Source organism: Streptomyces niveiscabiei, from assembly GCF_033794345.1.
Classification (GTDB): Bacteria; Actinomycetota; Actinomycetes; order Streptomycetales; family Streptomycetaceae; genus Streptomyces; species Streptomyces niveiscabiei.
This window is the reverse complement of the sequence record NZ_JARAYJ010000010.1, coordinates 228,521-245,097: the sequence shown is the minus strand read 5'-3', so window position 1 is coordinate 245,097 and position 16,577 is coordinate 228,521. Positions and strand designations below refer to the sequence as shown.

General features: G+C 72.3%; 17 protein-coding genes. 11 read left to right on the top strand and 6 right to left on the bottom strand.

Annotated features, from left to right (window positions below; genetic code table 11):
* The first annotated feature begins 121 nt into the window (after nucleotides 1-121).
* From PV682_RS17075 to PV682_RS17065, 3 genes are read left to right on the top strand one after another with little or no spacing between them, the layout of a single operon-like run.
* Nucleotides 122-1,978, top strand: coding sequence for an ABC transporter ATP-binding protein (locus PV682_RS17075; protein ID WP_319730598.1), 1,857 nt, complete (start codon nucleotides 122-124; stop codon nucleotides 1,976-1,978).
* On the top strand, nucleotides 1,975-3,750 hold the full coding sequence (locus PV682_RS17070; protein ID WP_319730596.1) for an ABC transporter ATP-binding protein: 1,776 nt from the start codon (nucleotides 1,975-1,977) through the stop codon (nucleotides 3,748-3,750). Before PV682_RS17075 ends, PV682_RS17070 begins: the two co-directional genes overlap by 4 nt.
* Nucleotides 3,747-5,510 (top strand): ABC transporter ATP-binding protein, encoded by a 1,764-nt coding sequence (locus PV682_RS17065; RefSeq protein ID WP_319730595.1) that lies wholly within the window; start codon nucleotides 3,747-3,749, stop codon nucleotides 5,508-5,510. Before PV682_RS17070 ends, PV682_RS17065 begins: the two co-directional genes overlap by 4 nt.
* Before the next feature lie 61 nt (nucleotides 5,511-5,571).
* On the opposite strand, the gene PV682_RS17060 is transcribed toward PV682_RS17065, so the two are convergent.
* Nucleotides 5,572-6,369: a class I SAM-dependent methyltransferase gene (locus tag PV682_RS17060; RefSeq protein WP_319730593.1), complete on the bottom strand. Its 798-nt coding sequence runs from the start codon at nucleotides 6,367-6,369 to the stop codon at nucleotides 5,572-5,574.
* A gap of 66 nt (nucleotides 6,370-6,435) precedes the next feature.
* On the opposite strand from PV682_RS17060, the gene PV682_RS17055 reads away from it, so the two are divergent.
* Nucleotides 6,436-7,038, top strand: coding sequence for a TetR/AcrR family transcriptional regulator (locus PV682_RS17055; RefSeq protein ID WP_319730591.1), 603 nt, complete (start codon nucleotides 6,436-6,438; stop codon nucleotides 7,036-7,038).
* Here the strand turns inward: PV682_RS17055 and PV682_RS44345 are convergent.
* Complete coding sequence (locus PV682_RS44345; protein ID WP_407705693.1) at nucleotides 6,944-7,759, bottom strand: Scr1 family TA system antitoxin-like transcriptional regulator; 816 nt, start codon at nucleotides 7,757-7,759, stop codon at nucleotides 6,944-6,946. The genes PV682_RS17055 and PV682_RS44345 overlap by 95 nt on opposite strands.
* Nucleotides 7,760-7,789: 30 nt before the next feature.
* On the opposite strand from PV682_RS44345, the gene PV682_RS17050 reads away from it, so the two are divergent.
* The 7 genes from PV682_RS17050 to PV682_RS17020 all read left to right on the top strand — a co-directional run bounded on the left by PV682_RS17050 (nucleotide 7,790) and on the right by PV682_RS17020 (nucleotide 12,133).
* Complete coding sequence (locus tag PV682_RS17050; protein WP_319730589.1) at nucleotides 7,790-7,954, top strand: hypothetical protein; 165 nt, start codon at nucleotides 7,790-7,792, stop codon at nucleotides 7,952-7,954.
* Nucleotides 7,951-8,154 carry a hypothetical protein gene (locus PV682_RS17045; protein WP_319730587.1) on the top strand — a complete coding sequence of 68 codons (204 nt, stop codon included), beginning with the start codon at nucleotides 7,951-7,953 and terminating at the stop codon, nucleotides 8,152-8,154. The genes PV682_RS17050 and PV682_RS17045 overlap by 4 nt, the downstream gene beginning before the upstream one ends.
* Nucleotides 8,151-8,321: a hypothetical protein gene (locus tag PV682_RS17040; RefSeq protein WP_319730585.1), complete on the top strand. Its 171-nt coding sequence runs from the start codon at nucleotides 8,151-8,153 to the stop codon at nucleotides 8,319-8,321. Before PV682_RS17045 ends, PV682_RS17040 begins: the two co-directional genes overlap by 4 nt.
* Nucleotides 8,322-8,443: 122 nt before the next feature.
* Nucleotides 8,444-9,349: an ABC transporter ATP-binding protein gene (locus PV682_RS17035; RefSeq protein WP_319730584.1), complete on the top strand. Its 906-nt coding sequence runs from the start codon at nucleotides 8,444-8,446 to the stop codon at nucleotides 9,347-9,349.
* Nucleotides 9,346-10,107, top strand: a complete 762-nt coding sequence (locus tag PV682_RS17030) for an ABC transporter permease (protein ID WP_319730582.1) — start codon at nucleotides 9,346-9,348, stop codon at nucleotides 10,105-10,107. Before PV682_RS17035 ends, PV682_RS17030 begins: the two co-directional genes overlap by 4 nt.
* Before the next feature lie 12 nt (nucleotides 10,108-10,119).
* Nucleotides 10,120-11,385: a sensor histidine kinase gene (locus PV682_RS17025; protein WP_319730580.1), complete on the top strand. Its 1,266-nt coding sequence runs from the start codon at nucleotides 10,120-10,122 to the stop codon at nucleotides 11,383-11,385.
* Nucleotides 11,375-12,133, top strand: coding sequence for a response regulator transcription factor (locus PV682_RS17020; RefSeq protein WP_319730578.1), 759 nt, complete (start codon nucleotides 11,375-11,377; stop codon nucleotides 12,131-12,133). The genes PV682_RS17025 and PV682_RS17020 overlap by 11 nt, the downstream gene beginning before the upstream one ends.
* Nucleotides 12,134-12,183: 50 nt before the next feature.
* Here PV682_RS17020 and PV682_RS17015 read toward each other — a convergent pair whose 3' ends face one another.
* From PV682_RS17015 to PV682_RS17000, 4 genes are all read right to left on the bottom strand, one after another.
* The gene (locus tag PV682_RS17015) at nucleotides 12,184-12,687 is read right to left on the bottom strand and encodes an ATP-binding protein (protein ID WP_407705691.1); all 504 of its coding nucleotides are present in this window, start codon (nucleotides 12,685-12,687) and stop codon (nucleotides 12,184-12,186) included.
* Between the two features lie 327 nt (nucleotides 12,688-13,014).
* On the bottom strand, nucleotides 13,015-13,782 hold the full coding sequence (locus PV682_RS17010) for an enoyl-CoA hydratase/isomerase family protein (RefSeq protein WP_319730574.1): 768 nt from the start codon (nucleotides 13,780-13,782) through the stop codon (nucleotides 13,015-13,017).
* Between the two features lie 86 nt (nucleotides 13,783-13,868).
* Nucleotides 13,869-15,047 (bottom strand): L,D-transpeptidase, encoded by a 1,179-nt coding sequence (locus PV682_RS17005; RefSeq protein WP_319730572.1) that lies wholly within the window; start codon nucleotides 15,045-15,047, stop codon nucleotides 13,869-13,871.
* A 205-nt stretch (nucleotides 15,048-15,252) separates the two neighbouring features.
* Nucleotides 15,253-16,458: a L,D-transpeptidase gene (locus PV682_RS17000; protein ID WP_319730570.1), complete on the bottom strand. Its 1,206-nt coding sequence runs from the start codon at nucleotides 16,456-16,458 to the stop codon at nucleotides 15,253-15,255.
* Nucleotides 16,459-16,577: the final 119 nt, after the last annotated feature.

Here is a 16,577-nt window from a genome sequence, read left to right as displayed (position 1 = left end):
ATGCCGAGCCGCGTGCCGTTGCCGATCGGCCCGCCGTTCCCTCCTCCACCCCCGCCGAATCCTCCACCGAACCCGCGACCGAGCCCGCCACCGCCGCCCTGGACCAGGAGGATGCCCGCCGATGACCGCCACCACGACGACCCCGGCGCCCGCGACTCCGGCTCCCGACCCCTTCGACCAGGACGACCTGCCCACCCCGCCCGGCGCGACCGGCGCCCTGCTGCGGTCGCTGCTCGCGCCGATGAAGGTGCGGGCGACGGTCACCGCGCTGCTGCTCCTCGTCCAGCAGGCCGCTGTACAGATCGGCCCCCTGCTGGTGGCGTACGCGATCGACACGGCCGTACCCGCGTACCGGGACGGCGACAACGGGCCGCTGATCGCGGCCGGGGCCGGGTATCTCGGCGCCGCGCTGCTCTCCGGCGTCCTCCAGTACGCGTTCATCAACGCCTCCGCCCGCGTCAACCAGGACGTCCTGCTGGACCTGCGCGGCCGGATCTTCCGCCACGCGCAGGCGCTGAGCGTGGACTTCCACGAGCGGTACACGTCGGGCCGCCTGATCTCCCGGTCCACGACGGACGTCGAGTCGCTGCGGGAACTCCTCAGCGAGGGCCTCCAGGAACTCGTGACGGTCATCCTCTCGTTCGTCTACATCTCGGCGATGCTGCTCTGGCTGGACCTCGGCCTCGGCGCGGTCGCGGTCGCCTCGTTCGGCCCGCTGTACCTGATGATCCGGATGTACCGCCGCCGGGTGGGCCGCGTGTACGCGAGGCGGTCGACGGCCATCGCCTCGGTGATCGTCAAGTTCGTCGAGACGATGAACGGCATCCGCCCGGTCCGCGCGTTCCGCAGGGAGGCCGTCAACGACGCCGAGTTCGCGGCCCTGAACCGTACGCACGAACGCTCCAACGGCGACGCCCTGCTGGAGATGGCGCGCTACGTCGTCGGCTCCCGCCTGATCGCCAACACGGCCGTCGCGGTGATCGTCCTGTGGGGCGCGTACCGCGTCTCGGCCGGCTCGCTGGAACTCGGCGTGCTCGCGGCGGCGGTGCTGTACCTGCGGCGCCTGTACGACCCCATCGACCGGCTCGGCATGTTCCTCAACTCCTACCAGTCGGCCGCCGCCTCCCTGGAGAAGATCGCCGGCCTGCTCGCCCAGACCCCGTCCGTCCCCGAACCGGCCGAGCCCCGCGAACTGCCCGTACGTCAGGGCGAACTCCCGGGCCGCGCAGTCGAGTTCGAGGGTGTCTCCTTCGGCTACCGCACGGGCGGCGAGATCCTGCCCCGCTTCGACCTGACCCTCCCGGCCGGCCAGACCGTCGCGGTCGTCGGCTCGACCGGCGCCGGCAAGTCGACGCTCGCGAAACTCCTCGCCCGCTTCTACGACCCGACGGCCGGCCGCGTCACCCTCGACGGCGTCGACCTGCGCGACCTCCCCGTACCCGAACTGCGGCGCGGCGTCGTCATGGTGACCCAGGAGGCGTTCCTGTTCTCCGGCACGGTCGCCGAGAACATCGCGATCGGCCGCCCCGACGCCGGCCGCGAGGAGATCGAGCGCGCCGCGAAGGCCATCGGCGCCCACGAGTTCATCAGCGCCCTGCCCGACGGCTACGACACGGACGTCCGCAAGCGCGGTGGCCGGATCTCCGCCGGTCAGCGCCAACTCGTCGCGTTCGCGCGGGCGTTGCTGGCCGACCCGGCCGTCCTCATCCTCGACGAGGCGACCAGCTCCCTCGACATCCCCGGCGAACAGGCCGTCCAGCGCGCCATGTCGACGGTCCTGAGCGGCCGTACCGCCGTCGTCATCGCGCACCGGCTGTCCACCGTGGAGATCGCCGACCGGGTGCTCGTCATGGAACGGGGCAGGATCGTCGAGGACGGCACCCCGGCCGAACTGATCGCCGGGACCGGCCGGTTCGCGGGCCTGCACCGCGCCTGGCGCGACAGCCTGGCGGGCGCGGGCATGGGGGAGGGGCCGTGATCGACGCGTACGCGGACCCGGGGACGCCCGGCTGCCGGAGCGGCGCCGGCTACCTGTGGTGGCTGACCCGATGCCAGCTCGGACGGGCCCTCTCCGGGGCGGCCCTGTCGTCCGCGTGGATGGCCCTGATGGCCGCCACCCCCTGGATGATCTCCAAGGCCGTCGACGACGGCATCCAACCCGGCGACATGGGCGCGCTCGTGTGGTGGAGCACCGCGCTCCTGCTCGTCGGCGCGTTCAACGCGTGGCTCAGCATCATGCGGCACCGCACGATGACGCGGCTGCGGATGGACGCCAACTTCCGTACCGTGAAGGTCGTCGTGAGGCAGGCGGTGCGGCTCGGTGCCGCGCTGCCCCGGCGGACGGTCGCGGGAGAGGTCGTCACGATCGGCGTGGGCGACGTCCAGACGATCGCGTTCTCCCTGACCCCCCTCGGGCCCGGGATCGGGGCGATCGTCATGTACGTCGTCGTCGCGGCCCTCCTGCTGGACGTCTCGCCGCTGCTCGCCGCCGTCGTCCTCACCGGCATGCCCGTACTCGCCCTGCTTGTCGGGCCGTTGATGGCCCGGCTCCAGGGCGCGGAGACCGAGTACCGCGAACGCCAGCGGCTGCTGACCGCGCGCATCGGGGACCTCGCGGGCGGGCTGCGCGTCCTCAACGGCCTCGGCGGCAAAGGGCTGTTCGCGGACGGGTTCCGGCGGGACTCCGCGGGCCTGCGCGAACAGGGGTACCGGGTCGGCGCGGTGACGAGCTGGATCCAGGCGCTCGGGGTCGGGCTGCCGACCCTGTTCCTGTCCGTGGTGACCTGGCTCGCGGCGCGCCTCGCCGCGCAGGGGGAGATCACGGTCGGCCAACTCGTCTCCGTGTACGGGTTCGTGGCCGTCCTCGTCGTGCCCGTGTCCTTCCTCGTCGAGCTGGGGTACCAGCTGAGCCGGGGCGTCGTCGCGGCCCGCCGGGTCGTCCGGCTGCTGGCGCTGGAGCCCGATCCGGACGTGCCGTCCGCCGAAGCGCCGTCCGGCGCCGCCGAGTTGTACGACCCCCTCTCCGATGTGCGGGTCCTGCCCGGTGAGTTGACCGCCGTCGTCTGCGCGCGGCCCGCCGACAGCGCGGTGATCGTCGACCGGCTCGGGCGGTATCTGCCGTCCGACGTCAGGTGGGGTGAAGTCCGGCTGGACTCCGTGCCGTTGGCGTCCGTGCGGGCGCGGATCCTGGTCGCCGACAACGAGGCCGACCTCTTCGCCGAGACCCTGCGCGAGATGGTGTCGGGGCGGGAGGCGCGCGATGCCGAGGCGATCACGCGGGCCGTGTGGGCCGCCGCGTCCGAGGACATCGTGCGCGGGCTGCCGGACGGGCTCGACTCCGCCGTCTCCGCGCAGGGGCGCAGCCTCTCCGGAGGCCAGCGCCAACGCGTGCGCCTCGTACGGGCGTTGCTCGCCGACCCCGAGGTGCTCCTCGCCGTCGAACCGACGTCGGCGCTCGACGCCCACACGGAGGCGGCCATCGCCGCGCGGCTGCGGGAGGCGAGGGCGGGGCGGACGACCGTCGTGGCCTCGACCTCGCCGCTGCTGCTCGACCGGGTGGACCGGGTGCAGTACGTGGTGGAGGGGCGGGTGGCCGCCGTCGGTTCGCACCGGGAACTGCTCGAAGGGGAGGCGGGATACCGGGAGCTGGTGGCCCGGGACGCGGGCGAGGACGACACGGTTCGGGTCGGTTCCAGGGAAGTCGGTTCCAGGGAAGTCGGTTCCATGGAAAGGGAAGGGGACGTGCTGTGAGCGGCGACTCCGGGCGGCTGCCCATTGCCGGGGTCCGTGAAGTCCGGCGTGCCGTCGGGCGGTTGGTGCGGGCCGATCGCCGTGCCTTCGGGATCGTGGTGGGTGTCAACGTGCTCGGCGCCCTCGCGGGGCTCGTCGGACCCTGGCTGCTCGGGCGGATCATCGACGAGGTGCGGAGCGGGGCCGGGGTCGGGGCGGTCGACCGGCTCGCGCTCGGGATCCTCGTCGCCGCCGTCGTCCAGCTGCTGTTCGTGCGGTGGGGGCGGTACGTCGCGCACCGGTTCGGGGAGCGGATGCTCGCCCGGGTGCGCGAGGGGTTCGTGGACCGGGCGCTCGCGCTGCCCGCGTCCGTCGTCGAGCGCGCCGGGACCGGCGACCTCACCACGCGCGGCACCGCCGACGTGGGGACCGTCGGGACGACCCTGCGCGACGCCGGGCCCGACATCATGGTCGGCGGCGCGCAGGCCCTGTTCCTGCTGGCCGCCGTCTTCTTCGTCGACCCGCTCCTCGGCACCGTCGCCGCGCTCGGGCTCGCGCCGATCTGGGCCGGCCTGCGCTGGTACCTGCGGCGCGCCCGCACCGGCTACCTCGCCGAGGGCGCGGCCACCTCCGAGGTCTCCGAGATCCTCGCCGCGACCGCGGGCGGCGCCCGCACGGTCGAGGCGTTCCGCCTGGGCGAGCGGCGGACGGCGGCCGGCCGTACGGCACTCGACGAGTCCCGGCGCACCCGCCTGTACACCCTCTACCTGCGCACCGTCTTCTTCCCGGTCGTCGAGGTGTCGTACGTCCTGCCCCTGTCGGCGATCCTCGTCCTCGGCGGCGTCCTGCACGCGCACGGGGAGATGAGCGTCGGCGCGGTCGTCACCGCGACCCTCTACACCCGCCAGTTCTTCGAACCCATCGACCAGGTGATCATCCGCGTCGAGCAACTCCAGGCCAGCGGGGCCTCGTTCGCCCGCGTCGAGGGGATCGCGCAGGCGTCGGGGGAGGCGAAGGGGGATACGCCGACGCCGGCGGACGACCGGATCGACGTGACCGGCGTGCGGTTCGCGTACGAGCGGGGCGGTGAGGTCCTGCGCGGCGTCGACCTCACGGTCCGCCCCGGTGAACGCCTCGCCGTGGTCGGCCCGTCCGGCGCCGGCAAGACGACGCTCAGCCGGCTGCTCGTGGGCGTGGACGCGCCCACGGAAGGCACGGTCACCGTAGGCGGTGTCCCCGTCGCCGGCCTCGGCCCCGAACAGCTGCGCCGCCAGGTCGTCCTCGTCACCCAGGAACACCACGTCTTCCTCGGCACGGTCCGCGACAACCTCCGCATCGCCGAACCCGGCGCGAGCGACGAGGAGCTGTGGGCGGCGCTGCACGCGGTGGGGGCGGCCGAGTGGGTCCGCGACCTCCCGGCCGCCCTGGACACCGAACTGGGCACGGGCGCCCGCACCCTGGACGGCTCCCAGGCCCAGCAGCTCGCCCTGGCCCGGGTGGTCCTCGCCGACCCCCACACGCTCATCCTCGACGAGGCGACGGCCCTCCTCGACCCCACCACCGCCCGCCACACCGAACGCGCCCTCGCCGCCGTCCTCCAGAACCGCACGGTCATCGCGATCGCCCACCGCCTCCACACGGCCCACGACGCGGACCGCGTCGCGGTGATGGAGGGCGGCCGGCTGACGGAGCTGGGCACGCACGAGGAACTGGTGAACGCCGGGGGAGCGTACGCGGACCTGTGGGGGACGTGGCACGGGGAGCGGGCGGGGGTGGACTGAGAGGGGAACGTGAGCGGCATCCGTGCGCCGGACCGGCCCGCGCGACCGTGCGGCAAGGCGCTCAGGCTCGTACGGCGACGGTCGCCAGGGTGGTGAAGGGCATCGTGAAGCGGCCCCCCAGCGCGTCGATGGCCTCGCCGACCGCGCCCTGGATCTCGGCCAGTTGATCGGGGCGGAGCCGGGTCAGGCCGCCGGTGGTGGGGAGCAGGTCCAGCCACTGATCGCGCGTGTAGGACCGCTCCCAGTCGAACTGCCAGTGCTCCAGGCCGTCGAACCGCCCGGTCCCGCGGATCGTGTCGGCGGTCTTCGCGTACCCCGCTCGGTACAGGTCCAGCGGACGCCGCGCCGGCTGACCGGCGAACGGGGAGTCGGGCGCCACCCGACGGCAAGCGGCGGCGAAGGGCTCGGCCACCTCGGCGGGCGGTTCGAACACGTGCCCGAAGATCGCCAGGCGCCCGTTCGGGCGCAGCACCCGGGCCGCCTTCTCCGCGCCGAGGGCCGGGTCCACCCAGTGCCACGACTGGGCGGCGATCACCGCGTCGAACGTCCGGCTCCCCGGTTCCCATGCCTCGAAGGTCGCCACCTCGACCGGCAGGCCGCCGGCTCGGGCGAAGTCGGCCATCCGCGCGTCCGGTTCGACGCCGAGCACGGTGCAGCCGGCGGCCTGGAACTGGCGGGCCGCGATGCCCGTTCCGCAGCCGACGTCGAGCACGTCGGGTCCCGGGCTCCCGGCGACGACGCGCGTCACCAGGTCGTCGGGGTAGCCCGGTCGGGCCTGGTCGTAGCGTCGTGCGTCCGCGCCGAAGGACTCGGCCACCTGCCGGGCCTGATGCGGTTGCTCTCGCGGTAAGGTGGGCATGTGCCCACCTTAGTGGGCGGGCGCCCATAAGCCAATGGGTGCGCAGGAGTACGAGAGGACCAGTGGGTGCCGACCGGGGTGCATCTTCGTGACGCGCGGCAGCAGCTGTTCGACGCCGCCGAACGCGTGCTGTTGCGGGCCGGCCCGAACGGGCTGACCAGCCGGGCCGTCACCGACGAGGCGGGCTGCGCCAAAGGCGTCCTGCACCGGCACTTCGCCGACTTCGACGAGTTCCTCACCGAGCTTGTGCTCGACCGGGCCGCACAGCTCGAAACGCGGGCTCAGGCGCTCCGCGAGTCCGCCGGTACTGGTGGCGTGGCCGACAACCTCACCGAAGCGCTGATCACCATGTTCGGGCCCGTTCCCCTGGCGATCATCCCGCTCGTCACCTTCCGCACCGAGCTGCGCGCACGGCTGCGGCGGGCCACGCCCGCGGGAGGCATCGCGATCCTCGCCCAGATCACCACCGCCGTCTCCGGCTACCTGGCCGACGAGCGCGCGGCAGGCCGCGTCTCGGCCGACGCCGACCTCGACTCGCTCACCCTCTCCTTGGTCGGGGGCGCCCATCTCCTGTTCACGGACCACGCCCCCGGCCCGCCGGCCACGGCGACCGTCGCCAAGCTCGTGACCACGGCGCTCGCCGACGCCGTGCGGCGGGGGCCGAGCTGAACCCGCCACGGATCTGGGGGACCCGGGCACGGATCAGCTGTCTCCGAGGCCACCAGAATCGGCCCGTAGGCGTTCTCGCTGTCGCGAACCGGTGAAAGCGGCGTCGTAGCGGGTTGACGCGCCGTTCGATCTCGTCGTCCTCCGCTTCCGGGTTGCCGGCACGGATGATCGCCTGCGCGTAGTCCGCGGTCTGGAGCGGGCCCCGGGACCAAGTCGCTCTCGTACCAGGACAGTTCGGACGCGGCCTCTTCCCGTCCGATGAAGAGGTCGAACCCCTCGGGCACCACGTCACCGTAGGAGTGCCACCAGCCGCGTGCCTTGGTCTCCTCGGCGAGCCCCATGAGTGCCGTACACAGGTCTGCGGGCGCACCGTGGACCTTGCGCATCGCTTCGACGTGCAGACTTGCGCGACGAGGTCTGGCCGGTCTCGATACGCAAAGTCGTGCCTGGTTGCGCAAGTCCCGGCCGTACCTCCCCAGTTGCCTGCGCGGAACGGCCGAACCCGTCGGCCCCTCTGCCAAGGAATGCGAGAACCCCCGCCACGCGGCGAACGTCCGGGGGCATGGCCCTCCGGGTCCTGGTCTGTCCGAGTCCCGCAACCGCACGGCGCCGGAAGCCGCCGGCGCCGAACCGGTCCGCTGTGGCCTGCGGAAACGTAGAAGCGGCGTCGAATGCTGGTAGTGGCGGCATGCTTCCGCTTCGACCTCGACACTCTCGACATGCATGCCGTACCGGCGGAGGGCGAGGGCCGATGACCGGCCTGGGACAGACCGAGGATGGCAGGCTGCGCGCCTACCGGGGCTGGTTCGAGCACGCCCGCACGTGCGACGGCTGCTACGCCTCCCGTAAGCGCGGGACCGGGCAGGAGTCGTGGAACGCGGTCCGGCACGCTGACGGGGACGGAGGCACGCAATGACCCTCCCGAAAAAGCTGGACACGGAGTCGATGTCGGCCGAGCCGCCGTACCGCTCCCCACGCTGCGTGCTCGGCAGCCACGACCGTTGCGGGGACGTCATGAGCGCCAACTCTCCCTGCGCCGACGCCCGTTGGTTCCGTGTGTGCTGGGCGGTCTCCGGGACCGCCTGGGCATCGGGCCTCAGGACCCCGCTACGGTGAACGCCGAGATCGGTACTCCCCGGGGGTGGCGTTTCGACTCCGACACCGTCAGCGCGCACACCCACCCGATGACCCTGGAGGGGTACCGGCTTCCGTTCACGGCGACCTTCATGACCGTAGGGGCGGTCGTCGTCCTCCTGCTCGTGGCCCGGGTCGTACGTCCCTGAGGCCCGCCGGTTCGTTCGTCCGGCATCAGCCGATCGGTTGATGCCGAACGGGTGAATGGATGAGGCGGGGTCTGGCTTTTCGGCCGATGTGGCTGGTGGGGGCGGTCCGGGACGCTGGACGCATGCCCGTCATCGAAGTCACGGATCTGCGCAAGACGTACGGCGCCCACAGGGCGGTGGACGGAGTCTCCTTCGCCGTCGAGGAGGGGGAGATCTTCGGGGTGCTCGGCCCGAACGGGGCCGGGAAGACGACCACGGTGGAGTGTGTGGAGGGGCTGCGCGTGCCGGACGGGGGCCGGGTCCGGGTCGCCGGGCTCGATCCGGTCGCCGAGCACGAGAAGGTGGCGCAGCTGCTCGGCGCGCAGCTCCAGCAGAGCGAGTTGCAGGCGAAGCTGACCGTACGGGAGGCGCTGGAGCTGTACGCGTCCTTCTACACGCGCCCGGCGGACTGGCGCCCGCTCGCCGAACGGCTCGGCCTGGCCGGCAAGCTGACGACCCGGTTCGCGAAGCTGTCCGGGGGACAGCAGCAGCGCCTGTTCATCGCGCTGGCGCTGATCGGGAACCCGCGGGTCGTCGTCCTCGACGAGCTGACCACAGGCCTCGACCCCCGCGCCCGCCGCGACACGTGGGAGCTGATCGAGGACATCCGGGCGAACGGCGTGACCGTCCTGCTCGTCACGCACTTCATGGAGGAGGCCCAGCGCCTCTGCGACCGGATCGCCGTGATCGACAAGGGCAGGGTCGCCGCCCTGGACACCCCGGCCGGTCTGATCCGCCGCTCGGCGGGCGCGACGGTCATCAGTTTCACCCCCTCCGCTCCCCTCGACGAGAGAGACCTCGCCGCCCTCCCGGCGCTGGCCTCCGTCGAGCACAGGGACGGCCGCCTCACCCTCTCCGGCACCGACGAGACCGTCAACGCCGTGATCACCCTCCTCGCCCGCCGCCACGTCACGGCGCACCAGCTCCGCGTCACCGACGCGACGCTGGACGACGCGTTCCTCGACCTCACGAAAGGGGTGCCGGCATGAGCACCGGGCTCCCGACCCCCACCGTCAACGCCGCTGTCGTCAGGACCGAGTTCCGCCTCTTCCGCCGCGAACCCGGCGCCCACTTCTGGATCCTCCTCTTCCCCACCCTCCTCCTGGTGATCCTCGGCTCGATCCCCTCGTTCCGGGAGCCGGACGACTCCTTCGGCGGCCTGCGGCCCGTGGACGCGTACGTGCCGGTGGCCGTGCTGCTGGGGCTGATCGTCGGCGGCCTCCAGTCGATGCCGCAGACCCTCACCGGCTACCGCGAGCGCGGCATCCTGCGCCGCATGTCGGCGACCCCCGTACGGCCGTCCGCGCTGCTCGCCGCCCAGATGGTGATGTACGGCACGGCCGCGCTCGCCTCGTCCGTGCTGGCGCTCACGGTCGGCCGCCTCGCGTTCGACGTCACGCTGCCGAGGCAGCCGTCCGGCTACGCGCTCGCCCTCCTGCTGACCCTGTGCGCCGCGCTCGGCCTCGGCGCGGTGATCTCCGCGCTGTCCAGGACGACGAAGGTCGCCGGGGCCATAGGCTCCGCCGTGTTCTTCCCGGCGATGTTCTGCGCGGGCGTGTGGATGCCGGTCCAGACGATGCCGCACGGCCTCGCGACGGCCGTCGGCTTCACCCCGTTCGGCGCGGCGGCCGAGGCCCTGAACCAGGCGGCGGCCGGGGACTGGCCCGGCTGGGGCCACCTCGGCGTGCTGGTCGCGTGGATCGTGCTGCTGACGGGCGCCGCCGCGCGCTGGTTCCGCTGGGAGTAGGAGACTGGCCGCATGACCTCGAAGGACGAGCAGATCGACCTGCGCTGGGAGCAGCTGCACGTCTGGGGTCCGTACGGGATGCTCGGCATCAGCGTCGTCCTCGCGACGATCGCCGCCGAGCTGACGGCGGGCCCCGCCGCGCGGTACACCGCGGCGGGCCTGGTCGCCTGCGCGCTCCTGCTCCAGCTGTGGTGGCACACCACGCGCCACGGCCGTCCGAACCGGGGCCGGACCCCCGCCCCGGCGGGGACGGTGTACTACGTCCTGCGCTGGGCGCTCGCCTTCGCCCTCACGCTGCTCAACCCGTTCTTCGCGTTCTACGCGGCCACCGGCTACATGGACTCCGACGAACTGCTCCCCGGCAGATGGCGCAGGGCCGGCCTGTTCGCCAGCGCGGTCCCGGTGGCGGGCGCGCAGGCCGGCGGGCTGCCGCCGAAGAACATCGGCCAGTGGGCCGTGTTCATGGCGCTGCTGTTCTTCCAGTTCGCGCTCCAGGCGGTGATCGCCCACCTCACCGAGCAGGACGCGCGCCGCGCCGTCGAACGCTCCGCGACCATCTCCGAACTGGAACGCACCAACGCCGCGCTTCAGCAGGCCCTCGACGAGAACGCCGCGCTGCACGCCCAACTCCTCGTCCAGGCGCGGGAAGCGGGAGTCGCCGACGAGCGCAGGCGCCTCGCCGCCGAGATCCACGACACCATCGCGCAGGGCCTGACCGGCATCATCGCCCAGCTCCAGGTCGTGGCGAACACGCCGGACGCGGCGGCGGCGCGCGAGCACACCGTCCGCGCGATGGACCTCGCCCGGCACAGCCTCGGCGAGGCCCGGCGCTCGGTGCACAACCTCGCGCCGGTCGCGCTCGCCGACGCGGGGCTGCCCGAGGCGCTGAAGGGCACGGTCGCGGAGTGGGGTGAACGCACGGGCGTACGGGCCGAGTTCACCGTCACCGGGGTGGTGGAGCAGCTCCACGACGAGGTGTCCGCGACGCTCCTGCGCATCACCCAGGAGGCCCTCTCGAACGCGGCCCGGCACGCGCGCGCGAGCCGCCTCGGCGTCACCCTCAGCTTCCTCGCCGACGAGGTGATCCTCGACATCCGCGACGACGGCCGCGGCTTCGACCCCCTCGCCCTCCCCGAACGCACCCGCACCGGCGGCTTCGGCCTCGACGGCATGCGCGCCCGCGCCGAGCGCATCGCGGGCTCCCTCACGGTCGAGTCGGAACCGGGCCAGGGCACGGCACTGTCGGCTCGCGTACCGTTGGTCCGCCATGACCGATAACCGCCCGCCCGCCTCGCACACGCCGGACGACCGCGTGCCCGGCACCCCCGCACTCAGCGACCGCGCATCCGAGGCCCGCACGCCCGGCAGCCTCGCGCCCGGCGCCCCCTCCGCCCCCGGGGCCCGGCCGATCTCCCTCCTCATCGTCGACGACCACCCCGTCGTCCGCGACGGCCTGCGCGGCATGTTCGCCTCGGCGCCCGGTTTCCGGGTCCTCGGCGAGGCCGCGAACGGGGTCGAGGCCGTCGAGAAGGCCGCCGCGCTCGATCCCGACGTGATCCTGATGGACCTGCGGATGCCGGGCGGCGGCGGGGTCGAGGCGATCACCCGCCTCACCCGTACGGGAGCCCGCGCGAAGGTCCTCGTCCTGACGACGTACGACACCGACTCGGACACGCTCCCCGCGATCGAGGCGGGCGCGACGGGCTACCTCCTCAAGGACGCCCCGCGCGACGAACTGTTCACGGCGGTCAGGGCGGCGGCGGACGGCCGTACGGTCCTGTCCCCGGCGGTCGCGACACGCCTCGTCACCGCTGTCCGCACCCCCGCGAGCGAGCCCCTGTCCGCACGGGAACGCGAAGTGCTCGCCCTCGTCGCGAAGGGCACGTCGAACCGCGAGATCGCCCGCGAGCTGTTCATCAGCGAGGCCACCGTGAAGACCCACCTCACCCACCTCTACGCCAAGTTGGGCGTCAGCGACCGCGCGGCTGCGGTCGCGGTGGCGTACGAACGGAAGATCCTCGGCTGACCCGGCACACCAACGGCCGTACACATCAGCGGACTTGCACAACGCCGGGGCTACCTCTCCCCCACCCTCATCTCGAACCACGTCGTCTTCCCGCGCGGGAGTAAGTCGACCCCCCAGCGGTCGGAGAGCTTGTCCACGAGGAACAACCCCCGCCCGCTGACGTCGAGTTCGTGGACCGGCATCAGGCAGGGCAGCCCCCGGGAGGGGTCGCGGACCTCGACGCGGATCCAGCCGCGGCGGCGGCGCATGCGGAGGCCGAAGACGCGGGCGCCGGTGTGGCGTACGGCGTTGCCGACGAGTTCGGAGACGAGGAGGACGGAGTCCTCGGCGAGCTTGGGGGTGAGGCCCCACTGGCGGAGGACCACGAACCGGGTGAGACGCCGGGCCGCCGCCGCCGACTCCGGGCGGGACGGGAGCGGCACCTCGGCCTCCGTGGGATCGCCGAACAGCTCCACGGCCCTCAGCGCCCGCTCGTCCTCGACCGCGGGCGACCAGCGCGCCGCGTCGACACGCCCGTGTCCCCGCGGCTGTTCGAAACCCTCCAGCCCCGCCATGCCCCCATCATGGCGGCCCGGAGCGCCGTCCGTGGCCGTTCCGGGGGAATACGCCCCCTGCAAGCTTCCGGTGTCCGCCGCGCCCCTGGCATATGACCCCGGCACGGAGCGCCCCGGCGGACCCCCGCCGAGCTGCGGAGACGGCTCACTCGACGGCAATCGACGGCTCCCTCGACACGGCTGACTCGTGGTCACCCCAAGGCTCCCACAAACCGCCCCATCGAGGGACCCGGATGAGACATCACGTCAATTGCAAGACCCTGTACGGCGATTCGGCGAGGGGATACCTCACAGGCCGATCAGGTTTACGGCGCAACAGCTGTTCCCTCAGAGGAACTTCGCCTTCCCCGGACCCTCCTCCACGAAGCTCCGCATCCCCCGCTCCCGGTCCTCCGTCGCGAACAGCGCCGCGAACCAGGTGCGTTCCACGGCGAGACCCGTCTCCAGGTCGGTCTCCAGGCCCGTGTCGATCGACTCCTTCGCGGCGCGCAGCGCGATCGCCGGACCCTGCGCCAGCTTCGCGGCCCACGCGTGCGCCTGCGCGTACACCTCGTCCGCGGGGACGACGCGGTCCACGAGGCCGAGGGACAGCGCCTCGTCCGCCTTCACCATGCGGCCGGTGAAGATGAGGTCCTTCGCCTTGGACGGGCCGATCAGCCGGGCCAGCCGCTGGGTGCCGCCCGCGCCCGGGATCACGCCGAGGAGGATCTCCGGCTGGCCCAGCTTCGCGTTCTCCCCGGCGATCCGGTAGTCCGCGCAGAGCGCCAACTCGCAGCCACCGCCCAGCGCGTACCCGGTGACCGCCGCGACGACCGGCTTCGGGATCCGCGCGACGGCCGTGAACGCGTCCTGGAGCGCGCGGGAGCGCAGCACCATCGCCGCGTGGTCCATCGCCCGCATCTCCTTGATGTCCGCGCCGGCCGCGAACACCTTCTCCCCGCCGTACACGACCACCGCGCGTACGTCGTCCCGCCGCGCGGCCTCCTCGGCGAGCTCCTTCAGCCGGTCCTGCGTGGCGGTGTCCAGCGCGTTCATGGGCGGGCGGTCGAGCCGCAGCGTGCCGACGCCTTCGGCGACTTCGAGATTCACGGTCATGGAAGCAGGTTAACGGTCACTAACGACAACGGCTCCGGTGCCGTGAGTCACAGCACCGGAGCCATCGTCCTACCTGCTGAAAAGAATTACTTCGTCCACTCCGCCCACGACATGTTCCAGCCGTTGAGCCCGTTCGCCGGATTCACCACCGGGTCGGTCGAGTTCTTGACCACGACGACGTCGCCGATCATCGAGTGGTCGAAGAACCACGCGGCGGCGATGTCGCTGTCGTACCCGCCCCGCACATCGCGCAGCCCGATGCAGCCGTGGCTCGCGTTGTAGTTCCCGAACGCGTCCCCGCCCCAGTAGTTGCCGTGCACGAACGTGCCCGAGTCGGTGAGGCGGACCGCGTGGGGGACGTCCTTGATGTCGTACTCGCCGTCGTAGCCGACGGTGTCCCCGTTCATCCGGGTGACCTTGTACTTCTCGCTCATCACCATCTGCCCGTTCCAGGTGGCGTACCCGGGCTTGCCGGTCGTCACGGGGATCGTCTTGATGGTCTTGCCGTTCTGCTGGACGCTCATCGTGTGCTTCTTGGCGTCGACGATCGACACCTGGTTGCGCCCGATGGTGAAGGAGACGGTCTTGGACTGCTCGCCGTAGACGCCCTTGCGGCCCTCGACGCCGTCGAGGTTGAGCTTGACGGTGACCTTCGTACCGGCCTTCCAGTACTGCTCGGGACGGAAGTCGAGGCGGTCGTTGCCGAACCAGTGGCCCTGGACGTCGACGGCCGGGACCGTCTTGATCTCGATGGCCTTCTCGACGGCGTCCGGCGCGGTGATCCCGCGCGTGAAGCGGATCGAGAACGGCATCCCGACGCCGACGGTCGAGCCGTCCTCGGGCGTGAAGTTGCCCGTGAACGTGTTCTTCGGGCTGAGGGTCGTGAACGTCGAGTCCTCGGCGGCCTGACGCCCCCCGGCGTCCTTGGCGACCGCGTGCACCTGGTACTTCGTGGCGGCGGCGAGGTGCGTGGCGGGCGTCCAGCCGGCGCCGTCAGCGGAGATCGCCCCCTTGACCGCCGTACCCTTCGGGTCCTTGACGACGACCTCGGTGAGCTTGCCCTTCGCGGCGGTCACCTTCAGCGTGCCGCTCGTGTTCACGGCGGTCGCGCCGTTCGCCGGGAGGATGCTGACGACCGCCTCGGACTGGGCGCTCTGCGCGCTGTCGGCGGGCTTGCCCTTGGTGTCGTTCTTGCCGGAGTCGGCGGAACCCGAGTTCCCGCTCCCGCCGCACGCGGTGACGGCGAGCAGGAGGACGCCGGACATCAGAGCCAGCCCCCGCTTCCGGCCTCGCACCGACGCCCCCGATATCGGCCGCACGTTCAAGTCGTTCTCCCCTCGCGAGGCCCCTGGTCAGAGCCCCCACCCCCGCGCTCGCCGCGCGATCACTGGCGCATCCTAACCGCCGTCATTTGACCATCTGGTCAGGTAAACGTCACCGTTTCGTCGCAAAGGACCCACACGCCCTCCCCTACCCGGCCGCACCCCCCGCGACCCACTCCTTCCAGCCCATGTTCCAGCCGCCCAGCCCGTTGTCCGCCGCCACCGTCCTGTCCCGGCTGTTGACCACCTCCACCACGTCCCCGATCAGACTCCGGTCGAAGAACCACCCCGCCGGAGTCTCCGAAGAACCCCCCTTCACATCCCTCAGCCCCACACACCCGTGACTCACGTTCACCCGTCCAACGGCGTACGGCGCCCAGTAGTTCCCGTGCAGGAACGTCCCCGAATCGGTCAGCCGCATCGCGTGCGGCACGTCCGGGATGTCGTACTCCCCGCCGAACCCGACGGTCCGGCTGTTCATCCGCGTCACGTCGAGCATCTCGGTGACGACCATCTTCCCGTTGTACGTCGGCGTCTTCGGCGAACCCGCGGTGATCGGCACGGTCGCCAGCAGCCGCCCGTCCCGCCGCACCTCCATCGTGTGGGCGGCGGCGTCCACCAGCGACACCTGGCCGCGCCCGACGGTGAACGAGAACGTCTTGGACTGGAGCCCGTACACCCCGGGCGCCCCCTCGACGTCCCGCAGCCGCAGCGCCACCGTGACCCGCGTGCCCGGCTTCCAGTACGCGCGCGGCCGGAAGTCCAGCCGCTCGCCGCCGAACCAGTGCGGGCGCACCTCCACCGGAGGGTCCGCGGTGACCTCGACGGCCCGCTCCACGTCCGCGCGGTTGACGATCTCCCGGTTGAACTCCAGCGACACGATCATGCCGGTGCCGACGACCGAACGGTTCTCCGGAGCGACGTACCCGATGAACCGCTCGTCCGGCACGAACGTCGTGAACGTGCTGTGCCGCGCAAGCCGGTTGCCCGACTCGTCGCGCGCGACGACGTCCACCGTGTACCGCGCGGCGAGCGCGAGCCGGTCGTCGTCCGGCCGCCAGCTCCCGCCGTCGTCCACGATCTTCCCGGGTACGAGGGTCTCCTGCGCGTCCTGCACGCGCGCGACCCGGACGGACTCCAGCTTCCCGAACGGCACCCGCACCCGCAGCTTCCCGTCCGCCCCCACCCCCTTCACCCCGTCGTCCGGCGTCACCCGGATCACGTCCCGGGCAGCCGCCGGTTTCCCGAGCAGCCGGTCCATCCCGCTGCGCCCGTCCCCGGACGTGCACCCGGCGACGAGCCCTGCCACCACGACGGCCAGCGCGGCACCCGCGCGTCTCTGTCCATGCGTCACGCCCGTACAACGAGCGGGTACACCCCGGGGAAACGTGAAAAGGAAACATGAGTACGACCCCCGGTCTGCGCGCGGCAGCCGCTGGGCAGAACAGGGGGAGGACGACGACCGTACGTCGG